This is a genomic window from Kitasatospora sp. NPDC002522 (assembly GCF_053595195.1).
On sequence record NZ_JBSFXE010000058.1, the window covers coordinates 15,920 to 32,754 of the forward strand.

Sequence of the window (16,835 nt, forward strand, 5' to 3'; positions counted from 1 at the left end):
GGCGTTCCGGACATGCGGGGTGGTCGCGTCAGCTGTCCTCGAGCGCGGCGGCGGGCTGCCGGGCGTCCGGGACGCGGGCGGACAGCTCCTTCCAGAAGCCCTCCCGGATGGCGTACCTGTCGTGCTCGTCGATCTGGTCCTCCTTGTGCGCCAGCAGCCCGAACCGGGCGGCGTAGCGCAGCAGTTCGCCGTCGAGGCGGTGCGGGATCCGCGGGTGGTCGGTCCACAGCAGCTCGGGGCGGTCGACGGTGGCGAGCCGGTCCAGCCAGCGGCGGGCGAAGACCTGGCCGACCTCCTGCGGGTCGCCGCCGACGCTGGTGATGTCCTCCTCCCGATCGGCCCAGCGCTGCGCGGAGGTGGTGAGCCGGTCCAGGGTGGGCAGGCCGTCTCCGGCGGTGTGCGGCTCGGAGCGGTCCACCCAGCCGCGGTCGGAGGACCAGCGCAGCACCGGCCCGCCCAGCGCGGCGGCCGGCGCGGGCGCGGGGGCGGCCCGTCCGGCCAGGTCCTTCGGGGTCGGGATGACCCGCAGCGGGGCGGCGCGGGCGACGGCGGGCGGCGGGCCGGCGGGCCGGGCGCGCTGCGCGGGCGGCCCGGGCAGCGCGGCGACCGCGGCGACCGGCGCCACCGGCTCCGCGACCTCCCGCACCCGCACCCACCGTTCGATCCAGGCCCGGTCCAGCACCCGCCGCTCGTCGGCCTCGCCGACCAGTTCCTCGGACTGGTTGAAGTCCCCGTCGGCGGCCTCCAGCGCCCACAGGTGGACGGCCACCCCGTGCTCCTTCGCCGAGGCCACCCCGGGCAGCAGGTCGCCGTCGCCGGTGACCAGCACCACGTCGGCGCAGGCGTGGTTGCGGGCCAGCTCGCTCAGCTCGGCGTGCATCGCCGCGTCGACGCCCTTCTGCACCCAGCGGCCCTCGGCCCGGGTGAGCGCGCCCAGCCGGACCGTCACCCGCGGGAGCACCCGCAGCCGGCGGTGCTCGGGGGCCGGGCGGCGGTCCACGGCGGCGTCGAACCAGTAGATCCGCAGCAGCGGCAGCCCGGTGTCCTCCTCGGCCCGGTCCCGCAGCGCGCTGATCAGCACCGGATGGTCCACGGCGATCCGCGAGCGGCTGGACTCCCCAGCGAGCAGGCTGGCCGCGGCGCCCAGCAGGTATCCCGCATCGACCAGGACGACACAGCGGTCCATCTCCGGCACCTCCTCGTCGGGCCGGCCACCGCCGACGGTGGGGTGGCCCGCCGGACGGTCCGGCGACCGTTGCGCACACCTTTACCCCCCGTTCGCCCGGCGAACCGCGCCGGGGAACGCCCGGCCGACCCTGGATACTGGGACACCGTGCGGAAGAGTGCGGTGGTGCTGTGCGCGGTGGCGGCGGTCGGGGCGGTCGCGCTGCTGCTGGTGCCCGCCACCGTCCCCGAGACCTCGCGCGGCGACACCGCGCTGGTCTCGGTCGTCGTCAACCAGGGCCGCACGGTCGAACTCGGCCCCGGCGAGACCCGCACCTTCCCGGTCGAGGTCACCGCGAGCGACCGCTCGGGCATCCGCGCCGTCGACCCGATCGGCCTGTGGGGCCCCAACTACGCAACCCTGAAGGTCTCCCCGCTGGCCTGCGCCCCGCTGCCCGGCACCGCGAGCGCCTCCCGCTGCACCGGCGAGGCCACCGCCACCGCCTCCGCCCACGGCCTCTTCGACGACCAGGCCGGCACCTGGTTCGTCGACCTGCGGATCCGCGCCGCGGACGGCGACCGCTACGTCTCCAAGTCCGCCGGCGGCTTCTCGCTCAAGCGGACCGCGCTGCTCGACTCCGCGACGCTCACCGCGAGCGCCCCCGTCGGCACGCCGGTGCAGGCCCTGGCCCGGCTGCAGCGCGCCACCTGGGAGCACCCCGGCTACCTCCCCCAGCAGGGCGCCACCGCCTACCTACAGTTCCGCCCCACCGGCTCCCCCACCTGGACCACCGTCGCCACCGCCACCACCGACGCCGACGGCCGGCTGGACGTGAAGGTCCCCGCCGTGCGCTCCGGCGCCTTCCAGTGGTACGCCCCCGGCGACAAGTGGACGGCCGCCGCCACCTCCCCCGAGCTCCCGCTGACGGTCGACCCGCAGCCCGCGCACGCGGGCCAGTAGCCCGACGCGCCCCGGAGAACGCCGACCGCCGAGGGCGCGGGCGGCGCGCTCCTCGGCGGTCGGTGTCGGGTGACGGTCCGTCAGGCGTTGAGCTCGGCGGCCACCAGCTCGGCGAGCTGCACGGCGTTGAGCGCGGCGCCCTTGCGGAGGTTGTCGTTCGAGATGAACAGCGACAGGCCGTTGTCGACGGTCTCGTCGGCGCGGATCCGGCCCACGTAGCTGGGGTCCTGGCCGGCGGCCTGGAGCGGGGTGGGGATGTCGGTGAGCTCGACGCCGGGCGCGGCGGCCAGCAGCTCGGCGGCGCGCTCGGGGCTGAGCGGCCGCTCGAAGCGGGCGTTGATCTGCAGCGAGTGGCCGGTGAAGACCGGGACGCGGACGCAGGTGCCGGAGACCTTCAGCTCGGGGATGCCGAGGATCTTGCGGCTCTCGTGCCGGAGCTTCTGCTCCTCGTCGGTCTCGTTCAGCCCGTCCTCGACGATCGACCCGGCCAGCGGGACGACGTTGAACGCGATCGGCCGCTTGTACACGCCGGGCGCCGGGTACTCGACGGCCGCGCCGTCGTGCACCAGCGCGGTCGCGCCGTCGACGACCTTGCGGGCCTGCTCGTGGAGCTCGGAGACGCCGGCCAGGCCGGAGCCGGAGACCGCCTGGTAGGTGGAGACCACCAGCGCGGCCAGGCCGGCCTCGTCGTGCAGCGGGCGCAGCACCGGCATGGCGGCCATGGTGGTGCAGTTGGGGTTGGCGATGATGCCCTTGGGCCGGTCGGCGATGGCGTCCGGGTTGACCTCGGCGACCACCAGCGGCACCTCGGGGTCGCGGCGCCAGGCCGAGGAGTTGTCGATGACGACCGCTCCGGCCGCGGCGACCTTGGGGGCGAGCTCCTTGGAGGTGGCGCCGCCCGCGGAGAAGATGACGATGTCCAGGCCGCTGTAGTCGGCCGTGGCGGCGTCCTCGACGGTGACCTCGGTGTCCTTCCAGGGCATGGTCCGTCCTGCCGAGCGCGCCGAGGCGAACAGCCGCAGCTGCTCGACGGGGAACGCGCGCTGCGCCAGGATCTCGCGGACCACGCCGCCGACCTGGCCGGTGGCACCCACGATGCCGATCCTCATCCGACTCCTCCTCCTACCGGGTTGTGCCTAGTCATCATGCCTTGTCAGAGCGGGTTTTCGCGGATCCGTCCCAAGACGTGAACGCTTGCCGTCCCGGGCGGGAAGCCCTGCGGTCGGGCCGCGTCCCGGCCGCAAGATCTGCACCGCGGGGGGCGGTGCTCAGGTGTGGGCGAGCAGCGGGAGGCGGACCGCGGGGCTGGGGATGCGGCCGGCCGCGTGCAGCAGCGCCTTCAGGGCGGTGGGGTTGGGTCCGGCGAACGCGGCCCGGGAGACCTCGGCGAGTTCCCGGCCGAGGGCCCGGGCGGTCGTCGGGTCGCCGTCGTGCCAGGCCCGGTCGAGGGCGACGAACCGGTCGGTCTCCAGGTGGGCGGAGGCCAGGATGCCGCCGGCCGCGCCCATCGCGAGCAGCGGCGAGAGGAAGAGGTCGTCGCCGGCCAGCACGCCGCGCGGCGCGGCGCCGAACAGCGCGACGCTCTCCTCGTCGATGCCGCCCGGCGCGTACTTGATCCCGGCCACCTCGGGCAGCGCGAGCAGCTCCAGCAGGGTGGCGGCGCCGAGCGGCTGACCGGTGCGGTACGGGATGTGGTAGATCACCAGCGGCACCGGGGAGGCCGCGGCGAGGGCCCGGAAGTGGGCCAGCACCCCGGCCTCGCCGGGGCGGACGAAGGCGGGGACGGCGACCAGCGCGGCGTCCGCGAGACCGTCGAGCGCGGCGAGCGCCTCCGCGGTGCGGGCGGTGCCGCCGTGGCCGGCGCCGACGGTCAGCGGGGTGCCGTACTCGGCGCTGACCTTCCGGCAGACCTCGATCACGGTGTGCTGTTCGGCGGTGGTCAGCGAGCCGGGTTCGCCGGTGGTGCCGAGGGCGACCAGTCCGGCGGCGCCGGCTTCCAGGCACTCCCGGGCGAGGCGTTCCAGCGCTTCCGGGGCGAGGTCGCCGTCGGCGGTGAAGGGAGTGACCAGCGGGATGTGGATGCCGTGGAGTTCCATGCGGGAAGCCTGCCGGGCGGCGACCGTGCAGGTCCAGTTCACATTTCCGATGGTTCTCGTAAGCTGGGCCGATGCTCGATGTGCGACGACTGCGCCTGCTGCGCGAACTGGCCCACCACGGCACCATCGCGGCGGTCGCCGAGGCGCTGGCGTTCAGCCCTTCGGCGGTGTCCCAGCAGCTGTCGGTGCTGGAGCGGGAGGCCGGGGTGCCGCTGCTGGAGCGGTCGGGGCGGCGGGTGGCGCTCACCCCGGCCGGGCGGAACCTGGTGCGGCACGCCGAGGCGGTGCTGGAGCTGCTGGAGCGCGCGGACGCGGAGCTGGCGCACGCCCGGCGCGGGCTGGCCGGTCCGCTGCGGATCGGCGCGTTCCCGTCCGCGGTGCGCGCCCTGGTGCCCGCGGCGCTGGCCGAGCTGGCGGCGCGGCACCCGGAGTTGGAGGCGATGGTGAGCGAGGTGGACCCGGCCGCGGTGGCCGGGGCGCTGCGCGCGGGCGAGCTGGACGTGGCGCTGGTGCACGAGTACGACCTGGTGCCGGCCGAGCCGGAACCGGGGATCGCCCTCACCGGCCCGGTCTTCGCCGAGCCGATGTACCTGGCCGCGCCCGGCACCTGCGGCCTCGCGGACCACCGGGACAGCCCGTGGATCACCGCCCCGGTCGGCACGCTCTGCCACACCATGGCGCTGCGGGCCTGCCAGGCGGCCGGGTTCAGCCCGCGGGTCCGGCACCGGGTGGACGACTTCGAGGCCCAGCTGGCCCTGGTCGCGGTCGGCCAGGGGGTGGCGCTGGTGCCGCACCTGGGCACGTCGCGCCGCCCGCCGGGGGTGACCCTGAACCGGCTGCCGGTCTACCGGCGCACCCGCACCGCCTTCCGGGCCGGCGGCGCCGCCCACCCGGCGGTCGCGGCCTTCGCGGCGGCGCTGCACGCGGTCATCCCGGCCGAGCTGCGGGCCACCTGACGCCGCCGCGGGCGAACGGGTCGTCAGAGCACCTGGGGCGTCGGCCCGGTGGGGTGCCGCTCGGCGTTCTTCAGGCAGCGCAGAATCCGCTCGTGCTCGTCGCCGACCCGGTCCGCGACCCGCAGCCGCAGGTACACCTCCTCGACCTGCGCCATGGCCGCCTCGGTGAACCAGGCGATGACCCGGTTGGCCTGCGGCCCGAACGGGGCGCCCGGGCCGTAGTTGACCAGGAAGAAGTCCCGGTGCCAGGCGAGTCCGCGGCCCTCGATCCGCGCCACCACGGCCTCCAGCGCGGTCCACGGGCCGACCGGTTCGGCCGTCCCGTCGGCGGCGCGGAGTCGGACGGCGTACGCGATGTCGGTGACCACGGCGACGTCCTGCGCGGCGTTCAGCACGTGCGCGGCCCACACCAGCCGACCGTCCGGGGCGAGGCCGTCGGCGACCCGGCCGCTGAAGCCGAGCGCGGGCCGGACCGCGCGGGCGTACTGGGCCCTGGCCAGGGCCGCGCCGCCGGTCGCGACGGCGGTGGTGGTGGCGCTCTGCACGTCGAGCAGCCGCGGCCAGCCGGTCCCGTCCGGCAGGTTGTCGCGCACGACGGCGTAGACCAGCAGCAGGGCGGCGGTCGCCGCGGCGACGGTCAGCAGCCGGGACAGCAGCGGACTGCGCCGCACCACCCGCTGGTCCGTGTTCACACCGACGCCCCCTCCCCGCCGTCCACACGTTCGACGATAGGCGGCGAACGCCCCGGCGGACAGGGCGCGCCCGGCGGTCGATAGCCTTCCGCCATGCGTGAGTTGAACGAGGACACGGAACAGCCGGGCCGCTTCGGGCCGGACGCCACGGTGGAGATCGACGCCGAGCGGATGACCGGGGTGCGCACCGAGTACGCGCCCGACCACGACGGCGACCCGGACCCGGGCGAGATCGTCTGGACCTGGGTGCCGTACGAGGAGAACGACGGCCGGGGCAAGGACCGCCCGGTGCTGGTGGTGGCCCGCGAGCCGCACGGCACCCTGCTGACCGTGATGCTCTCCAGCAAGGGCCACGACCACGACCGGGACTGGGTGCCGCTGGGTTCCGGCCCGTGGGACCGCACCGGCCGGGACTCCTGGGTGGCGCTGGACCGGGTGTTCCGGGTCCACGACGGCGGGATGCGGCGCGAGGCGTGCGCCCTTGACCGGGCCCGTTTCAATCTGGTCATCGATTCGCTGAAGCGCCGTTACCAATGGTACTGAGTAACGATTTGCGGACCATCTTCCCTGACCTGGCATTTGCCGGGTAGAACGTGACCAGCATTCCTCATACATGACCGGGAGTCGGACGCATGAGCAGCAACACCCCGCCTGGTTACGGGGCACCGCAGGACCCGTACGAGAAGAACCCGTACGGCCAGCAGCAGCCGCCGCAGACCCCCGGTTACGGCACCCCGCCGCCGGCCGGTTACGGCACTCCGGGTTACGGCGCCCCGGGCTACGGCGCGCCGCAGGGCCAGCTCCCGGGCTGGCTCGGCCAGGTGCCGCCCGGCATGCCGCCGGCCCCGGGCACCCGCACCCTCGCCACCCCCGTGGACCGCTTCGTGGCCCGCCTGCTGGACGGCGTGATCATAGGCGTCGTGCTGGGCATCCTGAGCAGCATCATCGGCTACAACTTCGTCTTCCTGCTGCTGTTCGCGGCCGCCTACGTGGTCTACGACGGCGTCATGATGCTCACCCAGCACGGCCAGACGCTGGGCAAGAAGGTCATGAAGATCCGCGTGGTCAGCCTGGCCCACGGCGGCCGCCCGACCGACAACGAGTTCTGGGCCCGCGCCGGCGTCTGGGGCGGCCCGGCGGTCGTCCCGTGCCTGGGCAGCCTGTTCATGCTGGTCAACGGCCTCTGGCAGCTCTGGGACAAGCCGCTGCAGCAGGCCCTGCACGACAAGGCCGCCAAGACGGTCGTCGTCAAGGAGAACTGACACACCCTCGGCACCAGCTGACGAAGGCCTCCGGCGGAACTCCGCCGGGGGCCTTCCTCGTCGCGGTGGCTCAGCTCGCCAGGCAGCTCGGCCCGAGCAGCTGCTTGAGGTCGCCGAACAGCGCCGGGTCCGACTTCACCCGGTGCCGGTCCAGCCGCAGCACCACCGTCTTGGTGCGGCCGCGCAGGTGGACGTGCACCTCGGTGGTCCCGCGGTGGCTGCCCAGCACCTCGCCGAGCCGGGCGACCAGCGGCGGCGTCAGCTTGTTGTCCGGCACGGTGATCACGATCGGCAGCTGCGCCCCGACGTTCGACAGGTCCGGGACGGACAGCTCCATGCCCATCAGCCGGGGCACGTCCTCCCGCTTGTCGAGCTTGCCGCGGACGAACACCACGGCGTCCTCGACCAGTTGCGAGGAGACCAGCTGGTAGCTGGCGGGGAAGAACATGCAGTCGATGGAGCCGGCCAGGTCCTCGACGGTGGCGATCGCCCAGGCGTTGCCCTGCTTGGTCATCTTGCGCTGCAGGCCCGAGATGATGCCGCCGATGGTGACGATGGTGCCGTCGGGGCGCTCGGCGAGGTCGGCGACCGCGCAGTCCGACTTGTCGGCGAGGACGTGCTCGATGCCGTTCAGCGGGTGCGAGGAGACGTACAGGCCGAGCATCTCCCGCTCCTGGGTGAGCAGGAAGGACTTCTCCCACTCCTCCTCGGAGAAGACGACGTCCAGGCCGAAGGACGGCTCGTCGGAGACGGAGTCGCCGCCGAACAGGTCGAACTGGCCCTCCGCCTCCTTGCGCTTGATCCCGACCACGTTGTCGATCATCGGCTCGAACTGCGCGGTCAGGCCCTTGCGGGTGTGCCCGAGCGAGTCGAACGAGCCGGCCTTGATCAGCGATTCGACGGTGCGCTTGTTGCAGACCACCGACTCGACCTTGTCCAGGAAGTCCGGGAAGGACGTGAACTTCCCCTTGGCCTTGCGGGTGCGGATCATCGACTCCACCACCGGGCCGCCGACGTTGCGGATGGCGGTCAGGCCGAACCGGACGGTGTCGCTGCCGTGCGGCGTGAAGTCGGCGTCGGACTCGTTGACGTCCGGCGGCAGCACGCTGATGCCCATCTTGCGGGCCTCGTTGAGGTAGACCGCGGACTTGTCCTTGTCGTCCTTGACCGAGGTGAGCAGGCCGGACATGTACTCGGCCGGGTAGTTGGCCTTGAGGTACGCCGTCCAGTACGAGACCAGCCCGTAGCCCGCGGTGTGCGCCTTGTTGAACGCGTAGCCGGAGAACGGGACCAGGACGTCCCACACCGCCTGGATCGCGGCGTCGGAGTAGCCGCGCTCGCGGCAGCCCTTCTGGAAGGGGACGAACTCCGCCTCCAGGATCTCCTTCTTCTTCTTGCCCATCGCGCGGCGCAGCAGGTCGGCCTGGCCGAGCGAGTAGCCGGCCAGGATCTGCGCGGCCTTCTGCACCTGCTCCTGGTAGACGATCAGGCCGTAGGTGGGCTCCAGGATCTCCTTGAGCGGCTCCTCCAGCTCCGGGTGGATCGGGGTGATGTCCTGCTGACCGTTCTTGCGCAGGGCGTAGTTGGTGTGCGAGTTGACGCCCATCGGACCGGGCCGGTACAGCGCCAGGACGGCGGAGATGTCCTCGAAGTTGTCGGGCTTCATCAGGCGCAGCAGCGAGCGCATCGGCCCGCCGTCGAGCTGGAAGACGCCGAGCGTGTCGCCGCGGGCGAGCAGCTCGTAGGTGGGCTTGTCGTCGAGCGGCAGCTTGAGCAGCTCGATCTTCTCGCCCTTGTTCTTCTCGATCGCCTTGACGGCGTCGTCCATGATCGTCAGGTTGCGCAGGCCGAGGAAGTCCATCTTGAGAAGGCCGAGGCCCTCGCAGGTGGGGTAGTCGAACTGCGTGATGGTGACGCCGTCGGTGTGCCGGGTCCAGACCGGGATGTGGTCGGTGAGCGGCTCCGCGGACATGATGACGCCGGCCGCGTGCACGCCGGGCTGGCGGATCAGGCCCTCGATGCCGCGCGCGGTGTCGATGACCTTCTTGACGTCCGGGTCGTTCTCGTACAGGCCGCGGATCTCGCCGGCCTCGCTGTAGCGGGGGTGCGAGGAGTCGGTGATGCCGGACAGCGGGATGCCCTTGCCCATCACGTCCGGCGGCATCGCCTTGGTGATCCGGTCGCCCATCGCGTACGGGTAGCCGAGGACGCGCGAGGAGTCCTTGATGGCGGCCTTCGCCTTGATGGTGCCGTACGTGACGATCATGGCGACCTTGTCGGATCCCCACTTCTCGGTCACGTACCGGATCACGTCGCCGCGCCGGCGCTCGTCGAAGTCGATGTCGACGTCGGGCATGGAGATGCGCTCGGGGTTGAGGAAGCGCTCGAAGATCAGGCCGTGCGGGATCGGGTCGAGGTCGGTGATGCCCATCGCGTAGGCGACCAGCGAGCCGGCCGCGGAGCCACGGCCGGGGCCGACCGCGATGCCCTGGCTCTTCGCCCACATGATGAAGTCGGCGACCACGAGGAAGTACGCCGGGAACCCCATCTGGATGATGGTGTCCATCTCGTACTCGGCGAGCTTCTTGTGCTCCTCGTCGTAACCGCCCGGGAAGCGCCAGTCCATGCCCTCCCAGACCTTGGACTTGAAGAAGTCCGCCTCGGACTCGAAGCCCTCCGGGATCGGGAAGCGCGGCATCAGGTTCTTGAACTCGAACATGCCCGCGGTGTCGACCCGCTGCGCCACCAGCAGCTGGCTGTTGCGGCAGCCCTCCTGCCAGATGTCCGAGGAGTCCAGGCCGTACATCTCGGCGGCGGACTTGATGTAGTAGCCGGTGCCGTCGAACCGGAAGCGGTCCGGGTCGGAGAGGTTCTTGCCGGTCTGCACGCACAGCAGCAGGTCGTGGGCGCCGGCGTCGGACTCGGTGGTGTAGTGCGAGTCGTTGGTGACCACCGGCGGGATGTTCAGCTTCCTGCTGATCTCGATCAGGCCGTCGCGGACCCGGGTCTCGATGTCGAGGCCGTGGTCCATCAGCTCCAGGAAGTAGTTCTCCTTGCCGAAGATGTCCTGGTACTCGCCGGCCGAGCGGACCGCCTCGTCGAACTGGCCGAGCCGAAGCCGGGTCTGCACCTCGCCGGACGGGCAGCCGGTGGTGGCCATCAGGCCCGCCGCGTGCTCGGCGATGATCTCCTTGTCCATCCGGGGCCACTTCACCAGCCAGCCCTCGGCGTAGGAGCGCGAGGTCAGCTTGAAGAGGTTGTGCAGGCCCTGCTTGTCGCGGGCCCAGATGGTCTTGTGGGTGTAGGCGCCGGACGCGGAGACGTCGTCCTTCTTCTGGTGCGGCTGGCCCCACAGGATGCGCTTGGTGTTGGACCGGGACTCCGGCGCGACGTACGCCTCGATGCCGATCACCGGGGTGATGCCGGCGGCGGTGGCCTGCTTGTGGAACTCCGCGGCGCCGTACATGTTGCCGTGGTCGGTCATCGCGACGTGGGTCTGCCCGAGCCGCTCGACCTCCTTGAACAACTGCTTCAGCCGGGCGGCGCCGTCCAGCATCGAGTACTCGGTGTGGACGTGCAGGTGCGCGTACGGCTGGTCGCTCAAGGCGGGGCCTCCGGGGTCCTGGGTGAGGGCTGAAACACGTAAGGCCCGAGCCACCACCAGGGCTCGGACCACGGCTTCCGGGTTCGCGTCCCCGAGTCTAGTGCCAACCCGACCCGGTCGAGTCGACCGCCGCGGTGCTTCGCGCGCGGAGGCCTCAGGTGTCGTACAGCCCGTCGAACGGCACGCCGAACCCGAGCTGCTGCGGCTCCAGCTCGTAGTGCTCCCGGCCGTCCTCCCGGGCCCCGTCGATCAGTCCCCAGCGGAGGCCGAGGGCCCGGACCTCGAACGGGCGGATGACGATCGGCCCGTGGACCACGCCGGGCAGCGCCCCGAGCATCCGGGCGAGCTCGTGCTCCGCCTCCTCCCCGTCGGGGAACTCGCGGATGTCGCTGCCCAGGTGGTTCCCGTCCGCGTCGAAGCGGTGCAGCACGACCGCCCAGCCCGCCAGGCCGGACGCCCCGGTGACGTCGCCGAAGAACTGACCGCCGTCGTGGACGCCGATCCACCGGGTGCGGAAGTGCGGCTCGTACGCGACCGGGACCTGCCGGGCCGGGAGGTCGAGCGGGAACCAGGCCAGCTGGTCCCGCCAGCCCGGCTCGGCCGCGATCCAGCTCCACAGCACCTGCTCGGTGGCCCGCCAGGACTGGTTGTCCACGGCCTGGTGGTGCGTGGCCGCGGATCCGTGCCGGTACTCCACCTGCCAGTCGTCGGGGCCGTGCCGGTACGCCTGGACGAACAGGCCGTCCCCGGCGTGCGGCCGGCCCACGACCAGGAACGGGTCGCGCTCGGTCACCCGCTCCCGGACCGCCGCCCCCAGCTCCTCGCGCGTGGGGCGGCGCAGCGGGGTCCGTCCGTCCGCGAACCCGATGACGATCTCGTCGGTGCTCTCCACGGCACGCCACCCTAGGACCTGCCGCCGACGCTCGGGTGCGCGCTAACCTCTGGGCACCACAAGCGTGTTCAGGGGAGGGACTCCACCATGGCCTTCGGCCAACCACCGCAGAAGCCCCGGCCCGGCGGCCTGCCCGGCATCGGGGTGCTGATGCTGGTCCAGGTGATCGCCGCGCTCGCCGTCCTCGGCTACTACCTGGTCCAGCAGGGCCCGGGGTACCTCCTGGCCGCGGCCGGGTTCGACTTCACCGAGCACGCGCTCACCCTGGTCGGCTTCAGCCTGCCGTTCACCGTCGCCTACCTGGTGCTGGCGATCGGCGCGTTCACCGGCAAGTCCTGGGCCCGCCCGGGCGCGGTGGTGCTGACCTCGGTCGACGGGTACATCGCGGTGTCGAACCTGGTGCTGGCGATCCGGCTCGGCGGATGGCGGGAGCTCTACAGCCCGGTCGACAGCCTGCTGCTCAACCTGACGTATCCGCTCAGCGTGCTGATCGCGCTGATCACCGTCCTGGTGGTGGCCGTCACCCGCGCGTCCGGCGCCCCGGCCCCGTACCGTCCGGCCCAGCCGTTCGGCTACCCCGGCCCGCACCAGCAGCCCCACCAGCAGCCGCAGCCGGGCGCGTGGGGCGTCCCGCCGCAGCAGCCGGGCCCGGTGCCCGCGCCCGCCCCGGCCGACCTGGCCCCGTACCAGCCGCAGCCGCCGCAGGCGCAGCCGCACCAGCCGCAGCTGTACCCCGCGCCGCCGCAGCAGCCGGGGCAGGCCTACGGCTTCCCGCCGCAGCAGCCCGCAGCAGCCCCGGCGGCGCCGCCCGTCGCGCCTCCGGTGCCGCCGCCCGCGGCCCCGACCGGCGGCGCGGCGTACGCGTACCCGCCGGTGCCGCAGGCTCCCCCGCCGCCGGCCGCTCCGCCCGCCGTCTGACGGTGCGTCAGCCCTGGGCGTCCAGCTCGTCGAGGAAGGCGAGGGCGGCGGCCCAGGTCCGCTCGGCGGCCTCGGCGTCGTAGTCGGGCAGTTCGGGGTCGGTGTAGAGGTGGCCCGCGCCGCGGTAGCGGTGGACCTCCACATCGGCCCCGGCCCGGGTCATCCGCAGGTACCAGGTGTTCAGCCAGTCCTCGGACTCGAACGGGTCCGGTTCGGCCACGTGCAGCTGCACCGGGATCTCGGTGGCGGCGTCCTCGCGCAGGTCGGAGGTGCCGTGCAGGAGCAGCAGGCCGCGGGCCTGCTGGTCGGCCAGGGCGAGGTTCTGGGCGATCGAACCGCCGAGCGAGTACCCGGCGTACAGCAGGCCGGGCCGCTCGCCGGGCGCCGCGGGCAGCAGCGGGGCGACCGCGGTGACGGCGCGGCGCAGCAGTTCGTCGTTGCCGATGCCGTCGCGGTGGGCCATGCCCTCCTCGATGTCCTCGAAGGTGTGCCCGTCGTACAGGTCGGGGGTGTGCACGGTGTGTCCGGCGGCGCGCAGCCGGTCGGCGGCCTGGTGGACCGCGGGGCGCAGGCCGTACGCGGAGTGGAACAGGACGATCTCGGCCACGGTGGGGCTCTCCTTCGGGTCGCGGGCGCTCGACCCTCCATGATCGCCCATCCCGGGATGTGCGCGGGCCCGGCCCACCGTGCGGTGGACCGGGCCGTCGGTGCGGGGCCGCCGGGCGGCGGGGCTCAGTACGAGGTCGTCACGGACGCCCCGGTGAAGCCCTGCTGGGCGTACAGGCTGATGTAGTTGTAGCCGGCCGGCGGGTTGGCGACGGTCAGGCTCTCGTGGTTGCCGGTGGTGGTGGACTTCGCCGTGTACGACCCGGTGGTGGCCCAGGCGGAGCGGTTGTAGTAGAGGTCGGCGTTGCCGGTGCCGCCGTCGGCGGTGATGGTGAGGCTGGTGGTCCCGGCGGGCACGTACAGGTAGAAGTAGGCGTAGTTGCCGGTGGTGGCGGCGACGCCGGAGCGGCGGCAGTTCTTGTCGAGCTGCCGGGTGTCGGCGCCGGTGCACTCGGGGGCGGTGGGGACGGTCGGTCCGCAGTTGCCGCCGTTGCAGGCGGTCAGCCAGGCGTTGAAGTCGGCGTCGTAGCGGGTGCCGATGGTGGTCTTGAGCAGCGTGCGGGCGCCGTTCCAGTCGCCGGTCCGGTACTTGGCGAGCAGCGCGTCCATGTCGGCGCGGTGCGACTGGAGCATGTAACGGACCGCCAGGTAGCCCCAGTTGTAGATCCGGGTCTGGTCGGCGTTGTCGTAGGTGGTGTCGAACAGGGTGGACAGCGCGTAGGTGTGCTGGCCGGCCTGGGCGATGGCGTCGGTGTACTCGACGTTGCGGTACGAGTAGGACACGTACTCGGCGAAGCCCTCGACCCACCAGACGGTCGGGGTGACCATGCCGGCGTTGAAGTCGCCGTACATGTCGAACCGGCCGTCGAGGTAGTGGGTGTACTCGTGGTTGAGGTTCCAGATCTGGAAGGCGGGGCGGACCCACTCGGCCTCGTAGGCGACGAACCGCGGCTGGTTGCCGGCGGCCGCCGGGTCGCCCTCCAGGTACATGCCGCCGTTGTCGGTGGAGATGCCGAAGATCGCGCCGGCGTAGGTCTGGTAGTCGCTGCTGGAGTGGAAGACGGCGACCTCGATGGTGGAGTTGCCGTCGTTCGCCACCGGCCCGTTGTCCCGCACCACGCCGTGGACGTAGGCGTCCTGGCCGGTCAGGCTGGTGCAGGCGGTGGTGAGCTGGTCGGAGGTCAGGGCCTGGGCGAGGATCCGGATGCTCGGGCTGCAGGTGTAACTGGTCGCCAGCACCGCCGCCTTGAGCCGGGCGGCCAGGTCGCAGGTGCCGTAGTAGGCGCAGTTGGCCTGGTCGTAGCTGTCGGTCATCTCGGCGAGGCCGACCCACAGCGCGGCGGTCCGGCCGGTCATCGCGCTCTGCCCGAGCAGTTTCTTCACCAGCGGGCGGACCTTGGCCTGGAGCGCCGGGTACTGCAGGAAGCGGCCGAGCTCGCGGCCGGCGTTGGAGACCAGGTAGCCGTTGTCGCCACCGAGCAGCGCGTTGTTGTTCGAGGCGAACGCGGCCAGGGTGTCCAGCACGCTCGGGTCGGCCTGCACGGCGGGGAGGAAGTCGCTGTTCTGGTGGCCGCGCCAGAGCACCGTGTAGGTGTTGTTGACCGCGTTCAGCATCCACCAGGAGGCGTTGTAGGAGCTGTTGTAGCCGTTCAGCAGCCGCTTCACGACGTACAGGTAGCGGGCGTTCTCGGCGGCGCTGTCGACCAGGGTGACCGCCTCGGCCAGGGTGGCGCCGTTGGCGTCGGTGACGTCCTGGGAGTGCGGGGCGGCGTAGAACGCGTCCAGGCCGCCGCGGATCGCGGTCTTCAGACCGCTGCCGTACGGGCCGACCACGTCCGGGTTGTACCACTGCACGAAGTAGCCGGCCCGCAGGTAGAGCACGACCTGGGTGGCCGAGGTGGAGTCGTCGCCGGGGTAGCCCGGCGAGAGGTCGCGCAGCGCGTTCGCCACGGTGACCATCTGCGCCTCGTTGAAGGCGAGTTTGGCGTCGTTGCCCTTCAGGTTGAACAGCGTGTTGACGCAGTCCACGGTCGCCGACTTGATCTGGGCGACCAGCGCGCTGCCGGTCTTCCCGGTGAAGTCGCCGGTGTTGCAGGCGGCCGCGGCGGCCAGCGCCCGCGGCCGGGCGGCGCCGGACGCGACGGCGGTGGGTGCGCTGCCGACGACCGGCGGGCGCTTGCTGGCGTCGGCCCGCACGTCGCGGTCCGACTCCTTGCGGCGCTCCGCCGCGATGCTCGAACGCGGCGCGGAATCGGCCGAGTTGACGCGCTTGGCGGGCTGGTCGCCCGGTCGGGCGGCGGCCGCCCGGCTGCCCGGGGCGAACACGCCCAGGAAGCCGAGGGCCAGACAGAGGGAGAGCAGCAGACTCAGCGTTCGCGCGGGTGACGCGAACGGTATCCGGAAGGTTCGCACGTGGGGGCCTCCGGGCCGGTATGACGCCGCGTTGGGGGCACGGCGCAAGGTACGCCGCCGAGATTCCCCCCGACGGCCGTGTGACATGTACAATTGCATACGTCACACGGCGGTGGAAGTCCCTGCCCCCGAATCAACTGACCGGGATAACCCCCGAGTTGACCGCCCGCCGCAGCGGCTGACGCCGGGGCCCACACCCCGCCGGCGTCTCGTCAGTCACTCACGCTCCGCGTGGACCCCCGGCAGCCTTCGGCCGTGAGGCACCCCGCGCCGGGTGCCGCCGGTGCACGCGCCCCACCGCCGCCCGCCGATCCGACGCGATCCGCAAGGCGCGCCCTAACCGCCCAGGCGGGTGGAGAGTTCTGCGAGGTCCGCGGCGAACCACAGTTGGCTGCCGCGGTTGCTCTCCCGGACGAAGTCGCGCAGCGCCGTGGACCGCTCCACGTGGGCGGCGATGTCGCCGACCACCGCGAGTCGCATCCGGTACTGGGCGAACTTCTGCACGATCGCCCCCGCGACGCCGCTGCGCAGCCGGAAGAACTCCTCGCCGAGCCGCTCCACCGGGAGCACCACCCAGTGCGCCCCGAGGTAGCCCGCCTCGCCCAGCAGGTCCAGCGCCTCGCGCTCCCCCGCCACCGGCTCGCCCGCCACGGGGCAGACCAGCACCGGCACCCCCGCCAGCTCCTGCACCGCCATCACTCCACTCCTCCGGTCAAGTCCTCGATCAACGCCAGCAGTTCGCCCACCCGGCGGGGCGCCCCCAGCACCACGAACCGGAGCCCGCCGCGCTCCTCGTCCCGCACGCCCTGCACCCACAGCGGCCGCGGGCCGCCCGACCACGCCCCGGCGGCCGCCAGCACCGCGGTGACCAGCCGGTCCGCCTCCGCCCGGCCCACCCCGTCCAGCTGCACCACCGCCGAGACCTCCGCCCGGGCGACCGGCGCGGCCGGCTCCACCCCGGTGAACGCCTCGACCTCGGCCCGGGCGATCCGGTACTGCTTCCCGATCCGCACGGCCTTCAGCCGCCCGTCCCGCACGTAGCCGCGGACCGTCTTCACGTGGAGGCCGAGCAGCTCGGCCACGTCCTCGACGGAGTAGAACTCCTGCATGGCGCATCCCTAAGAATGTGAGGCGGTCCGGGAGGACCGGGTATGGCTGATGGCGCGTTGCCCTCGATGGCTCGGAAGGAATGGCCGCCCGGTCCTCCGGGACGCTCCGACCACTGATTGAGAACTGCGGTCATCGCTGGTTAGGGACCTGTCGGCGGAGTGT

General features: G+C 72.6%; 15 protein-coding genes. 5 read left to right on the forward strand and 10 right to left on the reverse strand.

Translation table 11 applies throughout. The annotated features are described in order from the left end of the window. Positions 1 to 28: 28 nt before the first annotated feature. Entirely contained in the window at positions 29 to 1,186 is a 1,158-nt protein-coding gene (locus tag ACWD4U_RS31890; RefSeq protein WP_363453099.1) for an NYN domain-containing protein, read from the reverse strand. A 147-nt stretch (positions 1,187 to 1,333) separates the two neighbouring features. On the opposite strand from ACWD4U_RS31890, the gene ACWD4U_RS31895 reads away from it, so the two are divergent. After that, positions 1,334 to 2,125, forward strand: coding sequence for a hypothetical protein (locus tag ACWD4U_RS31895; RefSeq protein WP_363453101.1), 792 nt, complete (start codon positions 1,334 to 1,336; stop codon positions 2,123 to 2,125). 80 nt (positions 2,126 to 2,205) lie between these two features. Here the strand turns inward: ACWD4U_RS31895 and ACWD4U_RS31900 are convergent, their stop codons facing one another. Both ACWD4U_RS31900 and ACWD4U_RS31905 read right to left on the reverse strand, forming a co-directional pair. After that, positions 2,206 to 3,234 carry an aspartate-semialdehyde dehydrogenase gene (locus tag ACWD4U_RS31900; protein ID WP_363453103.1) on the reverse strand — a complete coding sequence of 343 codons (1,029 nt, stop codon included), beginning with the start codon at positions 3,232 to 3,234 and terminating at the stop codon, positions 2,206 to 2,208. A gap of 159 nt (positions 3,235 to 3,393) precedes the next feature. Further along, positions 3,394 to 4,221 carry a dihydrodipicolinate synthase family protein gene (locus ACWD4U_RS31905; protein ID WP_363453105.1) on the reverse strand — a complete coding sequence of 276 codons (828 nt, stop codon included), beginning with the start codon at positions 4,219 to 4,221 and terminating at the stop codon, positions 3,394 to 3,396. Positions 4,222 to 4,292: 71 nt separating this feature from the next. Here ACWD4U_RS31905 and ACWD4U_RS31910 point away from each other — a divergent pair, with 71 nt between their 5' ends. Then, positions 4,293 to 5,177, forward strand: coding sequence for a LysR family transcriptional regulator (locus ACWD4U_RS31910; RefSeq protein WP_363453107.1), 885 nt, complete (start codon positions 4,293 to 4,295; stop codon positions 5,175 to 5,177). Positions 5,178 to 5,200: 23 nt separating this feature from the next. On the opposite strand, the gene ACWD4U_RS31915 is transcribed toward ACWD4U_RS31910, so the two are convergent. Next, the gene (locus ACWD4U_RS31915) at positions 5,201 to 5,869 is read right to left on the reverse strand and encodes a hypothetical protein (protein WP_363453108.1); all 669 of its coding nucleotides are present in this window, start codon (positions 5,867 to 5,869) and stop codon (positions 5,201 to 5,203) included. 93 nt (positions 5,870 to 5,962) lie between these two features. Here ACWD4U_RS31915 and ACWD4U_RS31920 point away from each other — a divergent pair, with 93 nt between their 5' ends. Both ACWD4U_RS31920 and ACWD4U_RS31925 read left to right on the forward strand, forming a co-directional pair. Continuing rightward, positions 5,963 to 6,412: a type II toxin-antitoxin system PemK/MazF family toxin gene (locus ACWD4U_RS31920; protein WP_363453109.1), complete on the forward strand. Its 450-nt coding sequence runs from the start codon at positions 5,963 to 5,965 to the stop codon at positions 6,410 to 6,412. Positions 6,413 to 6,501: 89 nt separating this feature from the next. Next, on the forward strand, positions 6,502 to 7,131 hold the full coding sequence (locus tag ACWD4U_RS31925; protein WP_363453111.1) for an RDD family protein: 630 nt from the start codon (positions 6,502 to 6,504) through the stop codon (positions 7,129 to 7,131). Between the two features lie 70 nt (positions 7,132 to 7,201). On the opposite strand, the gene dnaE is transcribed toward ACWD4U_RS31925, so the two are convergent. Then, complete coding sequence (dnaE, locus tag ACWD4U_RS31930) at positions 7,202 to 10,735, reverse strand: DNA polymerase III subunit alpha (protein ID WP_363453113.1); 3,534 nt, start codon at positions 10,733 to 10,735, stop codon at positions 7,202 to 7,204. Between the two features lie 154 nt (positions 10,736 to 10,889). Next, positions 10,890 to 11,627, reverse strand: coding sequence for a hypothetical protein (locus tag ACWD4U_RS31935; RefSeq protein WP_363453115.1), 738 nt, complete (start codon positions 11,625 to 11,627; stop codon positions 10,890 to 10,892). Between the two features lie 87 nt (positions 11,628 to 11,714). Between ACWD4U_RS31935 and ACWD4U_RS31940 the strand changes: the two genes are divergently transcribed. Next, the gene (locus tag ACWD4U_RS31940) at positions 11,715 to 12,545 is read left to right on the forward strand and encodes a hypothetical protein (protein ID WP_363453117.1); all 831 of its coding nucleotides are present in this window, start codon (positions 11,715 to 11,717) and stop codon (positions 12,543 to 12,545) included. Between the two features lie 7 nt (positions 12,546 to 12,552). Here ACWD4U_RS31940 and ACWD4U_RS31945 read toward each other — a convergent pair whose 3' ends face one another. From ACWD4U_RS31945 to ACWD4U_RS31960, 4 genes are all read right to left on the reverse strand, one after another. Beyond that, positions 12,553 to 13,203: a dienelactone hydrolase family protein gene (locus tag ACWD4U_RS31945; protein ID WP_363453119.1), complete on the reverse strand. Its 651-nt coding sequence runs from the start codon at positions 13,201 to 13,203 to the stop codon at positions 12,553 to 12,555. A 74-nt stretch (positions 13,204 to 13,277) separates the two neighbouring features. Continuing rightward, entirely contained in the window at positions 13,278 to 15,521 is a 2,244-nt protein-coding gene (locus ACWD4U_RS31950; protein ID WP_449787369.1) for a M9 family metallopeptidase, read from the reverse strand. Between the two features lie 378 nt (positions 15,522 to 15,899). Then, positions 15,900 to 16,259, reverse strand: coding sequence for a DUF4180 domain-containing protein (locus ACWD4U_RS31955; RefSeq protein WP_363453123.1), 360 nt, complete (start codon positions 16,257 to 16,259; stop codon positions 15,900 to 15,902). Further along, positions 16,259 to 16,672 (reverse strand): helix-turn-helix domain-containing protein, encoded by a 414-nt coding sequence (locus ACWD4U_RS31960; RefSeq protein WP_363453125.1) that lies wholly within the window; start codon positions 16,670 to 16,672, stop codon positions 16,259 to 16,261. Before ACWD4U_RS31960 ends, ACWD4U_RS31955 begins: the two co-directional genes overlap by 1 nt. Between the last annotated feature and the right edge of the window lie 163 nt (positions 16,673 to 16,835).

Excerpts from the sequence above, each read along its gene's own strand:
- ACWD4U_RS31890 (WP_363453099.1), bottom strand. The coding sequence starts at position 1,186 with ATGGACCGCTGTGTCGTCCTGGTCGATGCGGGATACCTGCTGGGCGCC.
- ACWD4U_RS31900 (WP_363453103.1), bottom strand. The coding sequence starts at position 3,234 with ATGAGGATCGGCATCGTGGGTGCCACCGGCCAGGTCGGCGGCGTGGTC.
- ACWD4U_RS31905 (WP_363453105.1), bottom strand. The coding sequence starts at position 4,221 with ATGGAACTCCACGGCATCCACATCCCGCTGGTCACTCCCTTCACCGCC.
- ACWD4U_RS31910 (WP_363453107.1), top strand. The coding sequence starts at position 4,293 with ATGCTCGATGTGCGACGACTGCGCCTGCTGCGCGAACTGGCCCACCAC.
- ACWD4U_RS31920 (WP_363453109.1), top strand. The coding sequence starts at position 5,963 with ATGCGTGAGTTGAACGAGGACACGGAACAGCCGGGCCGCTTCGGGCCG.
- ACWD4U_RS31925 (WP_363453111.1), top strand. The coding sequence starts at position 6,502 with ATGAGCAGCAACACCCCGCCTGGTTACGGGGCACCGCAGGACCCGTAC.
- ACWD4U_RS31940 (WP_363453117.1), top strand. The coding sequence starts at position 11,715 with ATGGCCTTCGGCCAACCACCGCAGAAGCCCCGGCCCGGCGGCCTGCCC.
- ACWD4U_RS31945 (WP_363453119.1), bottom strand. The coding sequence starts at position 13,203 with ATGGGCGATCATGGAGGGTCGAGCGCCCGCGACCCGAAGGAGAGCCCC.
- ACWD4U_RS31955 (WP_363453123.1), bottom strand. The coding sequence starts at position 16,259 with ATGGCGGTGCAGGAGCTGGCGGGGGTGCCGGTGCTGGTCTGCCCCGTG.
- ACWD4U_RS31960 (WP_363453125.1), bottom strand. The coding sequence starts at position 16,672 with ATGCAGGAGTTCTACTCCGTCGAGGACGTGGCCGAGCTGCTCGGCCTC.